Genomic DNA, 15,237 nt, shown 5'->3' on the forward strand with positions numbered 1-15,237 from the left:
CTCTTACCTCATCCAGTTACCACGATCCACTCGGTACATCATCGAAAACTCTATCGATCCCGTGTACGAGACCTTCAGATTAAATCATCCATTCCAAAGCCTGTCTACACTTAATAACCTACCGTAAACCGTGCTTGTATAAATTGCGGATCGTCAAGTTCGTCCACCAAAGCCGCTGCAAAATCGCCAACCGAAATCGAGCTTTCCCCGATATCATCCGTAATCACCCGGTTCATGCCAACCCGGAACTGGCCTGTTCGACGTCCTGTTGTGATTGTCGCCGCAGGGCTCATGTAAGTCCAGTGAATACCTGATGCTTCAATCAGGTCATATGCTTCTGCATGTGCTTTTGCGAGTGGTTTGACTTCTTCCGGGAATCCCGGCGTATCCATCAGCATATCCCCGGAATCGGTTAGCAAACTTCCCGCTCCACCAACTACAACCAGACGTCCTGCTTTTGCCCGGCGCACACCCTCGATCAACGAACGTGTCACTTCCAGCATCTCTTCTTCTCCACCAAACTTCGGTCCATATGCACTCACAACCACTTCCTGACCCGCTGCAAAATCAGCCACCTGATCCGGGTTAAGCAGATCTCCCTGTTCTACACGCAAACGCTCATGAACCATCTCAACCTTCGAAGGGTCACGCACCACCGCTGTCACTTCATGCCCACGATCCATCAGCTCCCACAGTATCATCTTGCCAATCGCTCCGGTTGCTCCAAAAATGGCTACTTTCATATGAATTCCCTCTTTTCTGTAGATATCATTTCATCAACTTACCGTTATTTTAATACTTAATCCTATTGTTATATACCTTAAACGGCTCACGCCATCTTAAACCGGATGTGACATCTTGTAAACCTATCTCTTACAGCTTATATGTAGAAAAACAATCTTCACTGCGTGATCGAAGGAAACACCGCCATTCAGAAGCATCCCCTCTCCTCCCCATCAAGCAATACGGTTCATGTAAAAAAGCCGCTAATGCGGCTATACGGAGATGATTTCATAATCATATGAAGTGTAGTCTCGCATCAAAATTCAGTTTTCATTCCGCTAGGCAGTCGGCCCTTCTTCTCCCTGCCTCCACCACATGCCCTCCGATTTTGGGCTGGTATATTCAAATCCAAATTGAGCATACAGACGATCAGCCGGAACATCCGCCAGCAGACTGACCAAACCGCGAGCAGGCACAACGTCACGCAGATAATTCATAATCTCGCTCATGATCAGCTTTCCATAACCCATTCCCTGAACATCCGGGTGTACGGCAATGTCAACGACCTGAAAGAAGCAACCGCCATCTCCAATCACTCGCCCCATACCTACCAACATATCCTCTTCACGCAGACATACGGCAAACAGACTATTCGGTAGTCCAATCTCCGCCCCTTCCCTGCTCATTGGACTAAGACCCGCGATCTGCCGCAGGGCAAGATACTCCAATGCTGCGGGTGGTGTGTGTTCAATATTCACATGATCCATGAATTGTGCCCCTCTCCAACAAAATAAATTATTCTTTTATTCTGTCAACCACATGCCAAGACTTCAACAGCAAAACCGGCGGGATATATACAGGCATAATCCACTGGTAAGACAGATCTTGAAGCAACTGACCTAGCCATAACCTCCCTTGATAATCCAGCCGAATCCTCCACAGACCGCTAGCCATGGTTTCTCCCTGATCTACAAGTTCACGGGCATCATCATAGGAATACTCTTCTCCTTTATTTCGTTCAATTTCTTCAAGAGCTGCATCATATCCCCGTTGCTGCTCTTCTTCCATTTCATTTGTAAGGTCAGAATCATATATCACGGAAAAGTTAAGCCCTTTGAGCTTACGCTCTTCAATCCATTCTTTAAACTTTTCTGTAACAAAAACCTGAACACCAGGAGTTTCCTTAATCTTGAACATACACGTTCCTTCCGGTATTTTGGCAGGATCGAATACAAGCTTGTTAAACCGTGCCCAAGACCCATCTTTGAATCTACCAATATCAGAACGATGATAATCAACACAGTCCAATATATTAGTAACATTTAGTATGAACAATTCCATATTATCATTCGTTATGGGCAAAAATTCTACTTCGCTTGTTAATAAACTCTCTTTCTCCATCATCTCTTTAACTCTTTTTGAGAACACAGGTTTACCGATATGGTAATTCGGAAAATCCTTGTATGATTTTTTATAAAGGGTTTCTAAACCTATTGTTGTCCATCCTTTTATTTTAGATTGACCGTGGAAATCACTATTAATTGGATGATGATCATCTTCCACTGAAGCTAGGACCTTCGTTTTCGTATCATGATTAAACCTATAAAATTTCATTTCTCCCCACCTTAAAATCTTTCTATTATAATTACATCTGTGTCACTGAGCTACTCTAAGTATCATGACTTTAACATATGAATTCTGCTTGAATTCATCTACTTCCTGTGTAATAGTGAGAGAAAGCTTACGTGAAGCGTGTTTCATGATACGTGAAGTTGGTGCAAAGGAGGAACAAGTGTGTTTCAAAGTTGGATTGAAGATCTAACATCGCGCCCAAGCGCTGTGGCTGTGCTGTTTGGAGTCATGGCTTTGCTTCTGGGGATATACATATGGTCTGCCACTGAAGTTCGCCGCAGCCACGAAAGGCGAATGAGAAGGATACGAGATACATTATACATAAGTACAGCCCTCTTGGGACAACTTACCATCCAGGAAAATCGGAATTATGAACGATCGGAACACGAACATGACGATCTGATAACAGCAATGTTAGCCTGCAAAGCTGCATCTTACCTATCTCTTCAGCTGCAGGACCAGATCCGTGACTGTATTAAGGATCATGACCCTGCCAGAATCGGACTGATGCACAGAGCACTGGAACGGGAATGCACCGTATTATCGGATGAACTCAGCCGGGAGACTCATGCAGATCATTGGGGCACAGCGGTATGGACCATCCTTCGGCCTGCAGCCGAACCAGCCGCACTGGCGGCTACAGGGTTTCTGGTTATAGATCTGGTATTTCGTCAGCGGATGTTGGACGTGCCTGTGGACTCATGGGACAGCATCTTGCCATGGATTCGCGCAATTTCCCTGATGATCACCATAATATATGGTTACCTGCTCTGGGCCAGCCCACGCCGGGATAGGTCAAGTACAGTAACCAAAATGCTCTCCTTGCTGATCGCGCTATGCTCGTTGCTCCATCTGATTGGACCTATTGCTGCGCCCTACGCCCTTGGATTACAGCTGATTATATTCACTTCGGGTTTCGGGTTGACTGGGACACGCTCTCGAAGTGAGCGCCCCTACGCAGGACATACGGATCTGGAACCAACGAAGCAAGTCTCTACGGAACTGGAAGGAAATACACGTCGTACATCTGGTACCAACACCGACGAATAACCTACGATTCAGCCGCTTCCGTATGATTAAACTTAGATACCCACATCGATGATACGAGACTTGGCCCTCCCTCGGCTGGATTTTCACCGATCAGGTCGTGTCTCCTTACTCGGCATGCTATACGATGATGTATGTCAGTGTCCCAAAATTATGGAACTCCCGTCTGGATGTTCCTATTGAGTAGCCAGACGATTTTCTAAGGAACACAGGACGTCTTATTCGGCCTCTACAGCCTCTTTCAAAATTGTAAAGAACCTCAGACACGTTATTTCCCAAAATCGCTCGATAAAAACGCTCTAAAACGCCGTACATTTCGATATAACGTGTCTCAGATTCGTTAGCGCTCAACCCCTGCTCATGCTCTGTTCCAAACGCGACTGAGAGGAAACCTCGTGTCCCTCTCGTACGAAGCGAAAATTCTCATTGGTAGTGGAAAATAGGAAAATCGCTTTTGCGACGTCCTAATTGCTTGCTCTTACATTCAGTATTTAGCGCTTGCCTACTCCGGACACGTTCAGATACACTTCGGCTTTCAGCACGTGTTGAAAACATCCCCTATATCCAACGTATCTGTACGCAAAAAGGGCTTAAACTACATTGTAGTTTAAGCCCTTTTCTATAATCTTTTCTTGCGAAGAATTGAACGATATAAAACGAACTTTAATAATTACACAAATACGGAGAGGACAGAAATAACGTGAAGAAGCGAAGCTACAAGTTTTCTTTAAGAATACTACTTCGAAAGCATTCGCTACGCCTAAAGGCTTTCTGAAAGAAAGCTCCATCGAAAGCATATGCTAATCCCCGGAATTTTTCCTTTGAAGAAGGAAATCAAAAAAATCTGGGGATAACAGTGATCGGAAAGTTATTCTGTCATCGAAGTCGCATGTGTAACATTCTTTAGTTCACTTTGTATCATGCATAATTACTGCACTTATTTGGCTACAACATGTGCAATGACGTGGCCTTTTTCGTACGTGACAGTCACGTCATAACCTTCGGCAGTTACACTGTCGAATTCACCTGTAATTCCATTAGCCGTGATTAACGTAATATCTTTGGAACCTTCAATCTTATAGTTGGACAAGTCGAGTTTGAGACTTCCTCCATCAATATAGAGCTTTCTGCCAACATTCAGCTGACTGTTGTTGTCAGTCACTACCAATTCCAACGTACCGTTATCCATGGTAAAGTTCCTATTTAAGTTGAGTGCTCCGTCGACATCAACGACAACTGTTCCATTTTCCACATACAGATCACCTGTACCAAAAGCAGTTGCAGATTCTGCTACCAGCGTTCCTGCTTGCAGCAATGTTCCTCCAGTGTAGCTATTTTTCCCTGTCAATGTAAGGGTGCCTGTCCCCTTTTTCGTGAGCATTCCACTACCGGTGATATCATTTCTCCACCAGTCTTCTGCATTGAAGCGCCCTTTGGAAGCGTCCATATCCACAGTTACATTGTTCAAGAATGCGCCGTAGCCATCCGCAGCCGTGACCAGATCAATTCTACCCCAGCCCTTGGATTCATCCAGTACAGGATATCCAGAGTCAATGGATGTTGTATACAATACTTGTCTGCGTTGCTCATCTGTTAAATACGGTTGACGTGTTTCTAACAGGGCTTCTGCTCCTTGCGGTACAACTGGAGCCAAACCTTTGGTTCCGGTTTGTGGTAGACCGTAAGTCATCTTTTCTCTATAGAAGGCTTTATTGGCATCATGATCTTCCCATTTGTGTTCATCGTAAGCACTCTTGAACGTGTAATCCTCTGTTACGGTGTGTGCATACTCATACAGACTCATATTTTTTTCCTTGGCTGCAGCTCCAAATACTTCTCCTGCATTCTCATAACCTTTCTCTAACACATCTTTATTCTCAGCCTGATTAAGTGCATATGCAGCCATGGCTGTGGATTGTATTCTTCCTCCTATAACGTCAAGCGGTGAGTGCATCCCCGTTACGATTCGATTCTCGCCCAACTGAGCTGCTCTCGTTAACAATTCAGTGAATCGTTCTGGTGTAGCGTATGCCAAAGGAAATACGGATAAGTAAGCTGCACTGGTATGTCCGCTCGGAAATGCGCCATCTTTCCCTCTTCCATCCTCAGCGATTCGTTTGACATACGTTAACGCAGGAATAAGCTTAACGTTAGTTTCGTATTGCTGGTAATGTTTTTCTCCTGTTGATTTGGTGCCGCCTGAAGCCAAAGGTACTTCTTTTTTCTCACCTTCGCCCAAGGTTTCCCATACAGGCAGTCCTTTGCTGTCAACAACTTCTTTCACTTCTCCATTGGAATTCATTCTCCACGGTCTAGGGGAAGAGTAGAAATATTTAGAGGGATTAGATGAGGCAGGAATTTTAAATCGAACCAGATCAACTAAATGAACCAAGTCTGCAAGTTCCGTCTTTGCTTCCCAATCTCCAATGCCTTGGCTTTCATCTTCCACTGTTTCTTCGGTCAATACCACATTCATCTCGTCCACCGTTCGTTCAACGTTTGTCTTTGGCTTGATGATATCTACATACGTGTTAGCCAACGGACCAAAGCCCTCCATCACGCTATAGATCTTATCTCTTTGGTCATCATAATAGGCTGCCAATGTCTCTTCACCTGTGCGATTTTGCGTGACCTTTTCTACATATTTGATATTGGCTTCCCAAGTTGCTTTGTTTCGGATCTCTTCATTTGCATATGTTTTCTGATCAGCAACTGCTACGGTTGGATCATTCTTAAAGCCGTCATAATATGGAGTCGGTCCATCTCCATACTTTGCATTTTTCCCGTCAGCTCCAATTTTAGTTGCCGCTGTTCCATCTCTCCAATCCGCTAGGTTCATGGACCATACTTGATCAAAACCGTCTAAAATATCAATAAACGGATTGGTTTCCGCAATATTTTTTAAGGTGTCGTCTCCGGCATTGGCTCCGTGCTTCACGGCGGATAACCGAGCTTCATCTGCTGGGGGATTAACATTCAGAACGGTTGCCGTTCCTTTTGGCTTAGCTGGTTTGGCAGCTGTAGTAGCATCTGTTTCCACAGCTTTAACGAGCGCAGACACCGCTTCGGCACGAGTAATGGAATTAAGCGGTTTGAAGGTTCCATCTGCATATCCAGAGATAATTTTCGCTGCTGCCGCTCCACCTACAGCTCCCTTGCTCCACGCCGCTATAGACGATGAATCGCTAAATACATTCGCTGCTGTTTCATTTAACTCCAAATTCAAAATGCCAGCGATCACTTTAGCTGCTTCTTGACGGGTGATCGGATCTTGCGGCTTCATTGTGCCATCGGTGTATCCATCTATATATCCATTCGCATTTGCAATAGAAATTGCTTCGTAATACCATGCACTCTCAGACACATCATTAAAGGTAATTTTAGCTTGTCCGGAATATCCAAAAGCACCGTTTACCAAATTCATAAATTCTGCTCTGGTAATATACGTATTCGGTTTGAATGAACGATCCAGGTAACCTCGAATTAATCCTTCATCACCCCATGCTTGAATATTCGCTTCCGCCCAGTGTCCCTTAATATCAGAGAACTGAATCTTCTGATCGGCTGCAAAACTCTTCTCTGCAAATGTCGGACCTACCATAGACAACATTAGAAGTAATGCCAGTGACTTTTTAAGTGGTTTTCTCATGGCTTGCAAATACACGCTCCCGTTATGGTAAATTATTTTTTTGCTTCTGCATCTGCAAATGAGTAAGAAAGACTCTATACAGATGTCTGATCTGCCGTTACTGTAGCATTAGGGAGCGTTTCGCATCTATAGAACAAATTCCGTTTTATATCAAAATCGTACGTTCCGGAGCTCATATGCCAAGAAAAATGGAGTTAGATACTACATTTATCAATTAAAATACCTACTTTTGTAAACGCTTTATTAACTGAAAGTAAATTATGGAGTGGGAGTTTGTTAAATTTCGATCAACATGATTTCTAGTCCTCGGCCTGCTATATAATGATGAAGTTGTTTAGAAAAGAGACATAAAGGGGGAAAAAGAATGCTTAAGCCATTTCAATCTGTAAGATCCAAGATGGTTCTTTCCTACCTTGCTGTCGTTCTTGTCATTGCGCTTCTTTTCGGCTCCATTCTATACCTCTTCTTCTCCCATCAATACAGCAAAGAGATTCGAATCAATAATCAACTTTCGCTGAAAAGCACTGTCAATACTATTGAGAGCTCCGTTATCCAGAAGGTGAATCAGGTCTATCTGTCCCTGGCACTCGGTAACGCCGCAAGTATCGATTTAGATAGCTTAAAAGGAAACCATAGTAAAATCCTGGACATCGAACAGTCCCTCAAAAATATGGTGCAAAATTATTCCGATCTCATTGAAGCTATTCATGTGTACGATACGAAGAACCACTTCATCGTCTCCTCTGTATATGGGCTGTTGCTCTATGAGGACACGCCTTCGAGTGTGGATCATACGACGGATTGGATTACTGCGATGAAAGAGAATCCAGAAAGCTCCTTATGGATGAAGACTCGCATGGTGCCTCAGGATGTTTATATCGAATCACGGGAACAGGGCAAGATGAGTCCTCTAATTTCCTATGTCCATAGTTACCCGTTTCAATCGTCTGGACAAGACAGTAAGGCCATGATTGCGATTGATATCAAAGAATCAGCGATCAGTCAGATCATTAAAAATATGCTCCCTGCTGACTATGCAAATACATTAATCATCGATCAGGATGGAACTGTCATATCTGCCGCGGACAAAACGTTGATAGGCAACTCCACGGAGGAGAATCTGACGCAGTCGCTGCTCACCTTTCATTCTTCAGATGCGAGCTTCAAACCTGTATTTAACTATGACTCTCATGTCGTTACCCAAGATCAATTTAAAGGAAATGCATGGAGAATCTACACAACCACACCTAATGAAAGCTTCTATTATAAATTGGATAGCTTGAAGGAGATTTCGGTTCTTCTCGGTTTATTGGCTGTTGCAGTTGGGATAGCGATGTCGTCCATCTTTACCAGGGCCAACTATAGTCCTCTTAAACGAATCATGAATAACATCAAGAGCCGGATGGATAGCCCAACCAGCTTAAAGCAGGACGAATATCGGTTCATCGATACAACGTTTAACAGTCTGTCCAATAAAGTTGATAGTCTTGAAGAAACTTTACAGGCCAATCACAGAATGATTAAGCATAGTATCATGCTCAATATGTTAAATAACCGATTTACACCCGAGGAACTTACGGAACAGCTCCAGTCTATTCACATTTCAATGGCCTACTCTCGCTTCCGTTGCATCGTCATTGACCCTGTTAATGAGAAGTGGAAGGATCTGCAGCCACGACAGTTGCAGCATACGTTGTATACGATGATCCAGCAACTGGAGATCGCAGAAATGGATGGAACTCAACTGCTGGCAGAGGAATTGCAGGATCACAAAATAGCCGTAATCATCTGTACCAACCAACCCGAAGAACCGCTCTCTGATCACATTGTAGACTTTATTCACGCTGAGGCGAGCAGCAGATTTGGTCTGGAATTTGTACTATCGTTAGGCGGATGGGTAGAGCACTTCACGAAGATTCACACAAGCTATCATCAGGCGAATACCCTGATTCGATACAGCTACTTCTTTCCCGAGCAGTCTGCCATTCAGGATCTTGATCTTCTGAACAGGGAAGCCAGCAGTCTGGAGATCCCGGAGTCATACCTCGTAAACTTTGAAAAGAAATTGCAAACTCGGGATGTGCAAGGTACGGTTCAGGCCATTCAGGAATTGGTCGCGACAATAAAAGAAGGCCCCTATTCAGCCGAATACAGTCGGATCATCTTATTAAAAACGGTATCTATTTACGCTGAGTGTATTAATCAGGTGCGCCTGCAACCCACCGAGGCGAGCTCATTGAATATGTACAAACAATTTTCATTGTTCTACAATATCAACCGCTATTCGGAATGGATGATTCATCTCGTGACCGAATTTGTGATGCAGATGGAGAAGCGCAGTGAGGTACGAAGTGTGGATACCATCTCGGCTGTCAAAGCCTATATTCACGAGCACTTATCGGGCGATCTCACACTGGATCATGTCTCAGAACAAGTATTCATCAGCCCTAAATATCTCAGTAAACTTTTCAAGGAAGAAACCGGGATTGTTTATTCCGAATATGTTACGAATCAAAGAATGGAACGTGCACTGGAACTCATGACACAGCGTGAAATTACGGTTGAGCAGGTCGCAAGTACGGTCGGTTACCGTACCCCTGCCTATTTCATTAAGAAGTTCAAAGAAATTCACGGCTGTACACCAAAAAACTTCATGCGCAATCTAATGGAACAGGGATCTATATAGGGTCAATTTAACATTTACACAAAAACGGAGAGGACAGAAAGAACCTGAAGAAGCGAAGCGTTCGCCTAAAAGCTTTCTGAAAGAAAGCTACTTCGGAAGCATACGCTATTCCCGGATTTCTTCCTTTAGAGAAGGAATCAAAAGAAATCTGGGAATAACAGCGATCGGAAGGTTGTTCTGTCATCGGAGTGTCCGTGTAAATATTCTTTGATTAAACCTATATAGAATTTGAAATCAGGAAAGGAGCTGCTATGAACCTTAACCTTTCAAGAAAGTTATGTCTATATTCCGCAATGCTCCTCCTTCTCGTATTTACAAGTGGGTGTACCTTTTTAGGGAGAGAAACAGCACAAGTGCAACAGCAGGACCATCTAGCAAGCGCTGAGAAGAGTACAACACCGCAGTATACGATATCCTGGACTATGCATCAAAATATCCCTGTTCCCGAGGACGCGGAAATGATTGCATATATTGAGGATAGGTTTGATGTCGATCTGGAGGTGTGGAATCTTGAGAACAAGCGGTACGAGGAACTGCTGGACCTGGAGCTTGCTCAAGGGAAAATACCCGATCTGTTCCGAATCAGACAACCGCATGATCTGCTTAAGTATCAAATGCAAGGGGTCTTAGCGGAAATCTCCCCGGAAGTCCTTGAACAATATGCGCCAAATATCGTACAGCGAATTCGTGATTATGATTCACATTACCTAGAGTATGGAAAAATAAACGGTGGCTTATATGGAATTCCGGCCATTAATCAGACCAACATCTATCGAACCCCTGTTGTATACCGAGAGGACTGGCTTAAGCAGCTTGGTCTGGAGGTGCCAAAGACATTAGATGAATTTGAAACGGTTATGTATGCCTTTGCCAAAGATGATCCAGACGGAAATGGTAAACAAGATACGTATGGCCTATCCAGAGAGGGCTTAAATGTCGTGTTTGGCGCCTTTGGACAGTCCGTTTTCACCGAGCAACTGTATTTTAATGAAAAAAACAACCAACTTGTGATCGGTGCTTTGGAGCTTGAGATGAAAAAAGCATTGGCTTATATGCAAAAGTGGTATCGGGACGGAATTATCGACCCTGAGTTCATAACCGGTGAAAATAAAGGTGGCTATAAACATCTATCCCATGCTTTTATTAATGGAAAAATTGGGATGACCTCGATGGGCAACTATTATCATTGGAATCAAGAGGGAGACTACAGTGTCCTTAATGAACATGGCCAAGAAACTCCAGTGGGAGCCTCGTTCAATGTTAATGAGCTGTTACAGAAGAACGCAACTGCAGAGGTTGTATTTGGTTCTCCTGTTATTGGGCCTGATGGACATAGCGGTTCAAAAGGGAACAATCTGCTGATGAATTTTATTGCTATAGGTGCTGAGGCTGCGAAGGAGCCGGGAAAACTGGAGAAAATTTTGGAGATACTCGATTATGTAAGTGCCAACCCCGATCCGGAGGAGCAGATCAAAATGGAGTATGGCCTTCCAGGAAAACACTGGAATTGGAGCGCTGAAGATTCAAACTCGTTCCATTTACTTTACCCATACAACAGAATGGAGAATTATATTAATATGATCGGCTCAAGTATCGGCATGACGGTTCCAGGTACACCCTCGGATAAACGTGAACAGTGGGCTGCATCTGCAGGGTTGACGGAGAATGGTATCTATAATCGCCTGGAGGTTGCAACCCCTGCCCTGATTCAATATTCATCTGATTTGATTCGCATGAGAGACAGAGCGTACATCTCCATCATCACTGGTGATCAGCCTGTGGGGTATTTCGATACCTTTGTGGAAGAATTCATGGATGCAGGTGGGCAACAGGTATTGCTTGAAGCGAATCATTGGTATACGGAGCATATGGAGACAAGTCGTGCACAATAGGTAGGAAGATCTGGAACATGCATTTCCCATGAGTTTCTGGAAAGTATACATTTGTGTTCCTATGCACCAATCCTAGATTCCTGACGCCACGTCACTCTCTATCCCTTCGCACTCGCATTTGATCCGCGTAGTGAACGGGCTGAACTGCTTCGTGCCGTGCTTCCGGATTTGGAGGCGCTGCCTGAGGGCGTGTTTTCAAAACGCTTACGTTCGGTCCGCTCCATCTGCACAATCTGACCTTCGTGCACCACGATATGCAATGAACCAAACTCCATGTCATTCAGCTGTCCGGCAATTCGGTCCAACCATACCTCATCCACTTTTAACGGCTTAGCCATAGAGCCGCCTCCTCTTCTCGGGCTATTGCCCGCCATATTCCTAAGTACGCTGTCATCCAACGGATTTATAAATCATTCTTATCCAACCTATATACTTGGTTTATACATTAGCAGGGCTTCCAGTAGCTGTCAATCTGTATTTTCTTCTTCTCATCATCACTTTTCTGAAACGGCTTTGTGTCCAAGCCAGCTCTTGAGTAGCAACGTGGCAAGAGCCAGAATCAGGAGCAGGGAAGCTACGGCAAATGAAGCCGAGAATTGATATTCGTTATACAAAATCTCGACATGAAGTGGTAACGTATTGGTCTCCCCGCGGATATGCCCGGACACCACAGATACGGCTCCGAACTCGCCCATAGCGCGGGCATTACACAGAATAATACCGTACAGCAGTCCCCATTTGATGTTGGGCAAGGTTACACTCCAGAAGATTCGCCACCCGGAAGCACCCAGCGTAACCGCCGCTTCCTCTTCCCGGGTTCCCTGGTCCTCCATTAATGGAATCAACTCCCTGGCTACAAAGGGGAAGGTAATAAACAACGTTGCAATGACAATGCCTGGCAGCGCAAAAATGATTTTGATATCATGTTCGGACAGCCACGGCCCAAACCACCCATTTGAACCAAAGACCAATACAAAGATCAACCCGCCCACCACAGGCGAGATGGAAAAGGGAAGATCAATCAGGGTGATCATGAGTCCCTTGCCCTTGAATTGGAACTTGGTAATGACCCATGCAGCAGCCACACCAAATATCGTATTCAGCGGTACGGTAATCGCCGCAACTAATAACGTGAGTTTCAATGCAGACATGGCATCCTGCTCGGTAAGAGCCGCGATGTACACACCCCAGCCCTGCTTCAACGCCTCCATGAGCACAATGGCCAGTGGCAAAATAAGCAGCCATATGAGTACCAGGCTTGCCAGTCCAATCAACAACCATTTGACCCAGGGAGCTTCCGTTGTTGCACGGTTAGTTCCACGGCTGGTCTTAACGGGTGGAACAGGGCTCAGTGGAACAGAACCCGCCATATGCTGCACCTCCTTTGGTTTGGGTGAGTGACGTCTTTTAATATCCTTACTCCACCATGCTTCATTGTCATGCTCTGCCCGCCTTTCTGCTCCAACGCTGCAAGGAATTAATAATCAGCAGCAGGATGAAAGAAACTAGAAGTAGCAGCAAAGCTACAGCTGTAGCGCCTGCATAATCGAACTGCTCCAGCTTGGCCATGATCAGCAAGGGGGCAATCTCCGTTTTCATCGGCATATTGCCTGAGATAAATACAACCGAGCCATATTCGCCAATGCCCCGGGCAAAAGCCAGAGCAAAACCCGTCAGCAGCGGTGGGATCAGATCTGGCAGCAGAATCGTACGGAATATCCGCCATCTTCCTGCCCCCAGTGTGGCAGCCGCCTCTTCCACCTCAGACTCCAGCTCCTCCAACACCGGTTGCACCGTGCGAACTACAAACGGAATTCCGATAAACATCAGCGCCAGCGTAATCCCTGCCTGTGAATAGGCGAGCTTGATGCCCAAAGGCTCTACAAACTGCCCAATCCAGCCATTGCCGGCATAGATCGCCGTAAGAGCAACCCCTGCTACCGCTGTCGGCAAGGCAAAAGGCAGATCAATGACCGCATCAAACAACCTTTTGCCCGGGAATTCATACCGAACAAGCACCCATGCCAGAAGTAGTCCCAGCACGAGATCAATCAGCGCCGCTGCACCTGCGGTCAAGAAACTGACCTGGAAGGAAGCCAGTACCCTGGGATTGGTCGCAACCTCAATCATGGTTGCCCACGTCAGTCCTGTTGAGTTAAATAACAGCGCAGCCAGTGGAATAAGTACAACCAGGCTCAGGTAGAACACACTGTAACCCATCGTTAATCCAAATCCCGGCAATGTGCGTCTCCGCGCCACAACCACCTTGCTCATGCACGTTCATCCTCTCTGCCTTCAGCCGGTAAGGCTGGTTGGCCGCTCACAGCGCGATTGATCGGGTGTTCATTGAACAGAGCAACCTTAGCTGCCTGGAACATAGATCTGGTCGAAGATACCACCGTCATTAAAATGTTTGGCCTGAGTATCCCGCCATGTGCCAAATACATCTTTCAACGTGAACAGCTCAAGTGCCGGGAACTGATCTTTGAATTTTTCCTCCACGCTGTCCAGCGTTGGGCGGTAATAATTTTCAGCAGCAATCGTCTGTCCTTCTTCACTGTACAAATATTTCAGATAGGCATCCGCCACGTCGCGGCTTCCTTTTTTGTCTGCATTTTTGTCCACAATCGCAACGGGCGGCTCTGCCAAGATACTAACCGAAGGCACGACAATGTCGAATTTGTCCGGACCCAGCTCTTTTACCGATAAAAAAGCTTCATTCTCCCAGGCAAGCAGCACATCACCAATGCCACGTTCAACAAACGTCGTTGTAGATCCGCGAGCACCCGAATCCAGCACAGGCGCATGTTTGAACAATTCACCAACGAATTCCTTCGCCTTCTCTTCATCATTGTTATTATGCTTAAGGGCATATCCCCATGCCGCCAGATAGTTCCAGCGCGCCCCGCCGGACGTTTTGGGATTCGGGGTGATGACTTGGGTATCCCCTTTGATCAGATCATCCCAGTCCTTGATGCCCTTTGGATTACCCTTACGTACAAGGAAGACAATCGTAGAGGTATACGGAGAGCTGTTATGCTCGTATTTATCCTGCCAGCCTTCATTAATCAGACCTTTATCTTCAATCGCATCAATATCGTATCCCAATGCCAGCGTCACCACGTCTGCATCCAGTCCGTCAATAACAGAACGACTCTGTTTGCCCGATCCCCCATGGGACTGCTTGATGGTCACTTCCTGGCCTTTCTCTTTCAACCAATGCGCCGCAAACGCTTTGTTATATTGCTCATAGAGTTCCCGCGTTGGATCGTAGGAAACATTCAGCAGCTCGATGGCCTTGGCCTTTTCTGTGTCGCCTTCCGATCCCCCCGATGTTCCTGCTGCACTGGACCCGCCGCTATCCGATCCGCATGCTGCCAGTACCCCTGTTAACACCAGTGCCAGACCAACCAAAATACCCTTATGAATTCTCTTTTTCATAAATAACACTCCCCCCGATATAGATCTGCATGACTACCTCAGGCCGGCTGAACAGGATCAAACGCCCCGTAAAAAACAAGAAGACGGAGGAACCCCCGCGCACTTCTCCCCATAAAGTCATGCCGGCTTAAAGGCCGTGCATGCTCCATCTGGAAAGGATGCGCTGC

The 15,237-nt window shown here is 45.6% G+C and carries 11 protein-coding genes; 3 read left to right on the forward strand and 8 right to left on the reverse strand.

Features of this window, described 5'->3' with window-relative positions; all coding sequences use genetic code 11:
* Positions 1–110: 110 nt before the first annotated feature.
* From C161_RS19615 to C161_RS19625, 3 genes are all read right to left on the reverse strand, one after another.
* The gene (locus C161_RS19615; protein WP_036607440.1) at positions 111–743 is read right to left on the reverse strand and encodes an NAD(P)-dependent oxidoreductase; all 633 of its coding nucleotides are present in this window, start codon (positions 741–743) and stop codon (positions 111–113) included.
* Positions 744–1,061: 318 nt separating this feature from the next.
* The gene (locus C161_RS19620; RefSeq protein ID WP_036672164.1) at positions 1,062–1,490 is read right to left on the reverse strand and encodes a GNAT family N-acetyltransferase; all 429 of its coding nucleotides are present in this window, start codon (positions 1,488–1,490) and stop codon (positions 1,062–1,064) included.
* Positions 1,491–1,518: 28 nt separating this feature from the next.
* Positions 1,519–2,337: an imm11 family protein gene (locus C161_RS19625; protein ID WP_036672166.1), complete on the reverse strand. Its 819-nt coding sequence runs from the start codon at positions 2,335–2,337 to the stop codon at positions 1,519–1,521.
* Positions 2,338–2,517: 180 nt separating this feature from the next.
* Between C161_RS19625 and C161_RS19630 the strand changes: the two genes are divergently transcribed.
* Complete coding sequence (locus C161_RS19630; protein ID WP_036672168.1) at positions 2,518–3,405, forward strand: hypothetical protein; 888 nt, start codon at positions 2,518–2,520, stop codon at positions 3,403–3,405.
* Positions 3,406–4,339: 934 nt separating this feature from the next.
* Here the strand turns inward: C161_RS19630 and C161_RS33435 are convergent.
* On the reverse strand, positions 4,340–7,051 hold the full coding sequence (locus C161_RS33435) for an S-layer homology domain-containing protein (RefSeq protein ID WP_036672221.1): 2,712 nt from the start codon (positions 7,049–7,051) through the stop codon (positions 4,340–4,342).
* Positions 7,052–7,415: 364 nt separating this feature from the next.
* On the opposite strand from C161_RS33435, the gene C161_RS19640 reads away from it, so the two are divergent.
* A complete protein-coding gene (locus tag C161_RS19640; RefSeq protein ID WP_036672169.1) occupies positions 7,416–9,737 on the forward strand; it encodes a helix-turn-helix domain-containing protein in 2,322 nt (773 codons plus the stop codon).
* A gap of 353 nt (positions 9,738–10,090) precedes the next feature.
* Positions 10,091–11,629 (forward strand): extracellular solute-binding protein, encoded by a 1,539-nt coding sequence (locus C161_RS19645; RefSeq protein WP_084650401.1) that lies wholly within the window; start codon positions 10,091–10,093, stop codon positions 11,627–11,629.
* 98 nt (positions 11,630–11,727) lie between these two features.
* Here the strand turns inward: C161_RS19645 and C161_RS19650 are convergent, their stop codons facing one another.
* From C161_RS19650 to C161_RS19665, 4 genes are all read right to left on the reverse strand, one after another.
* Entirely contained in the window at positions 11,728–11,967 is a 240-nt protein-coding gene (locus C161_RS19650) for a YezD family protein (RefSeq protein WP_036607453.1), read from the reverse strand.
* A 156-nt stretch (positions 11,968–12,123) separates the two neighbouring features.
* Complete coding sequence (gene cysW, locus C161_RS19655; protein ID WP_036672171.1) at positions 12,124–12,999, reverse strand: sulfate ABC transporter permease subunit CysW; 876 nt, start codon at positions 12,997–12,999, stop codon at positions 12,124–12,126.
* A gap of 67 nt (positions 13,000–13,066) precedes the next feature.
* Entirely contained in the window at positions 13,067–13,903 is an 837-nt protein-coding gene (cysT, locus tag C161_RS19660; protein WP_036672173.1) for a sulfate ABC transporter permease subunit CysT, read from the reverse strand.
* An 87-nt stretch (positions 13,904–13,990) separates the two neighbouring features.
* Positions 13,991–15,070: a sulfate ABC transporter substrate-binding protein gene (locus tag C161_RS19665; RefSeq protein WP_036672174.1), complete on the reverse strand. Its 1,080-nt coding sequence runs from the start codon at positions 15,068–15,070 to the stop codon at positions 13,991–13,993.
* Positions 15,071–15,237 lie beyond the last annotated feature (167 nt).

Origin of the sequence: Paenibacillus sp. FSL R5-192 (assembly GCF_000517845.1) — a bacterium.
Taxonomy (GTDB): Bacteria; Bacillota; Bacilli; order Paenibacillales; family Paenibacillaceae; genus Paenibacillus; species Paenibacillus amylolyticus.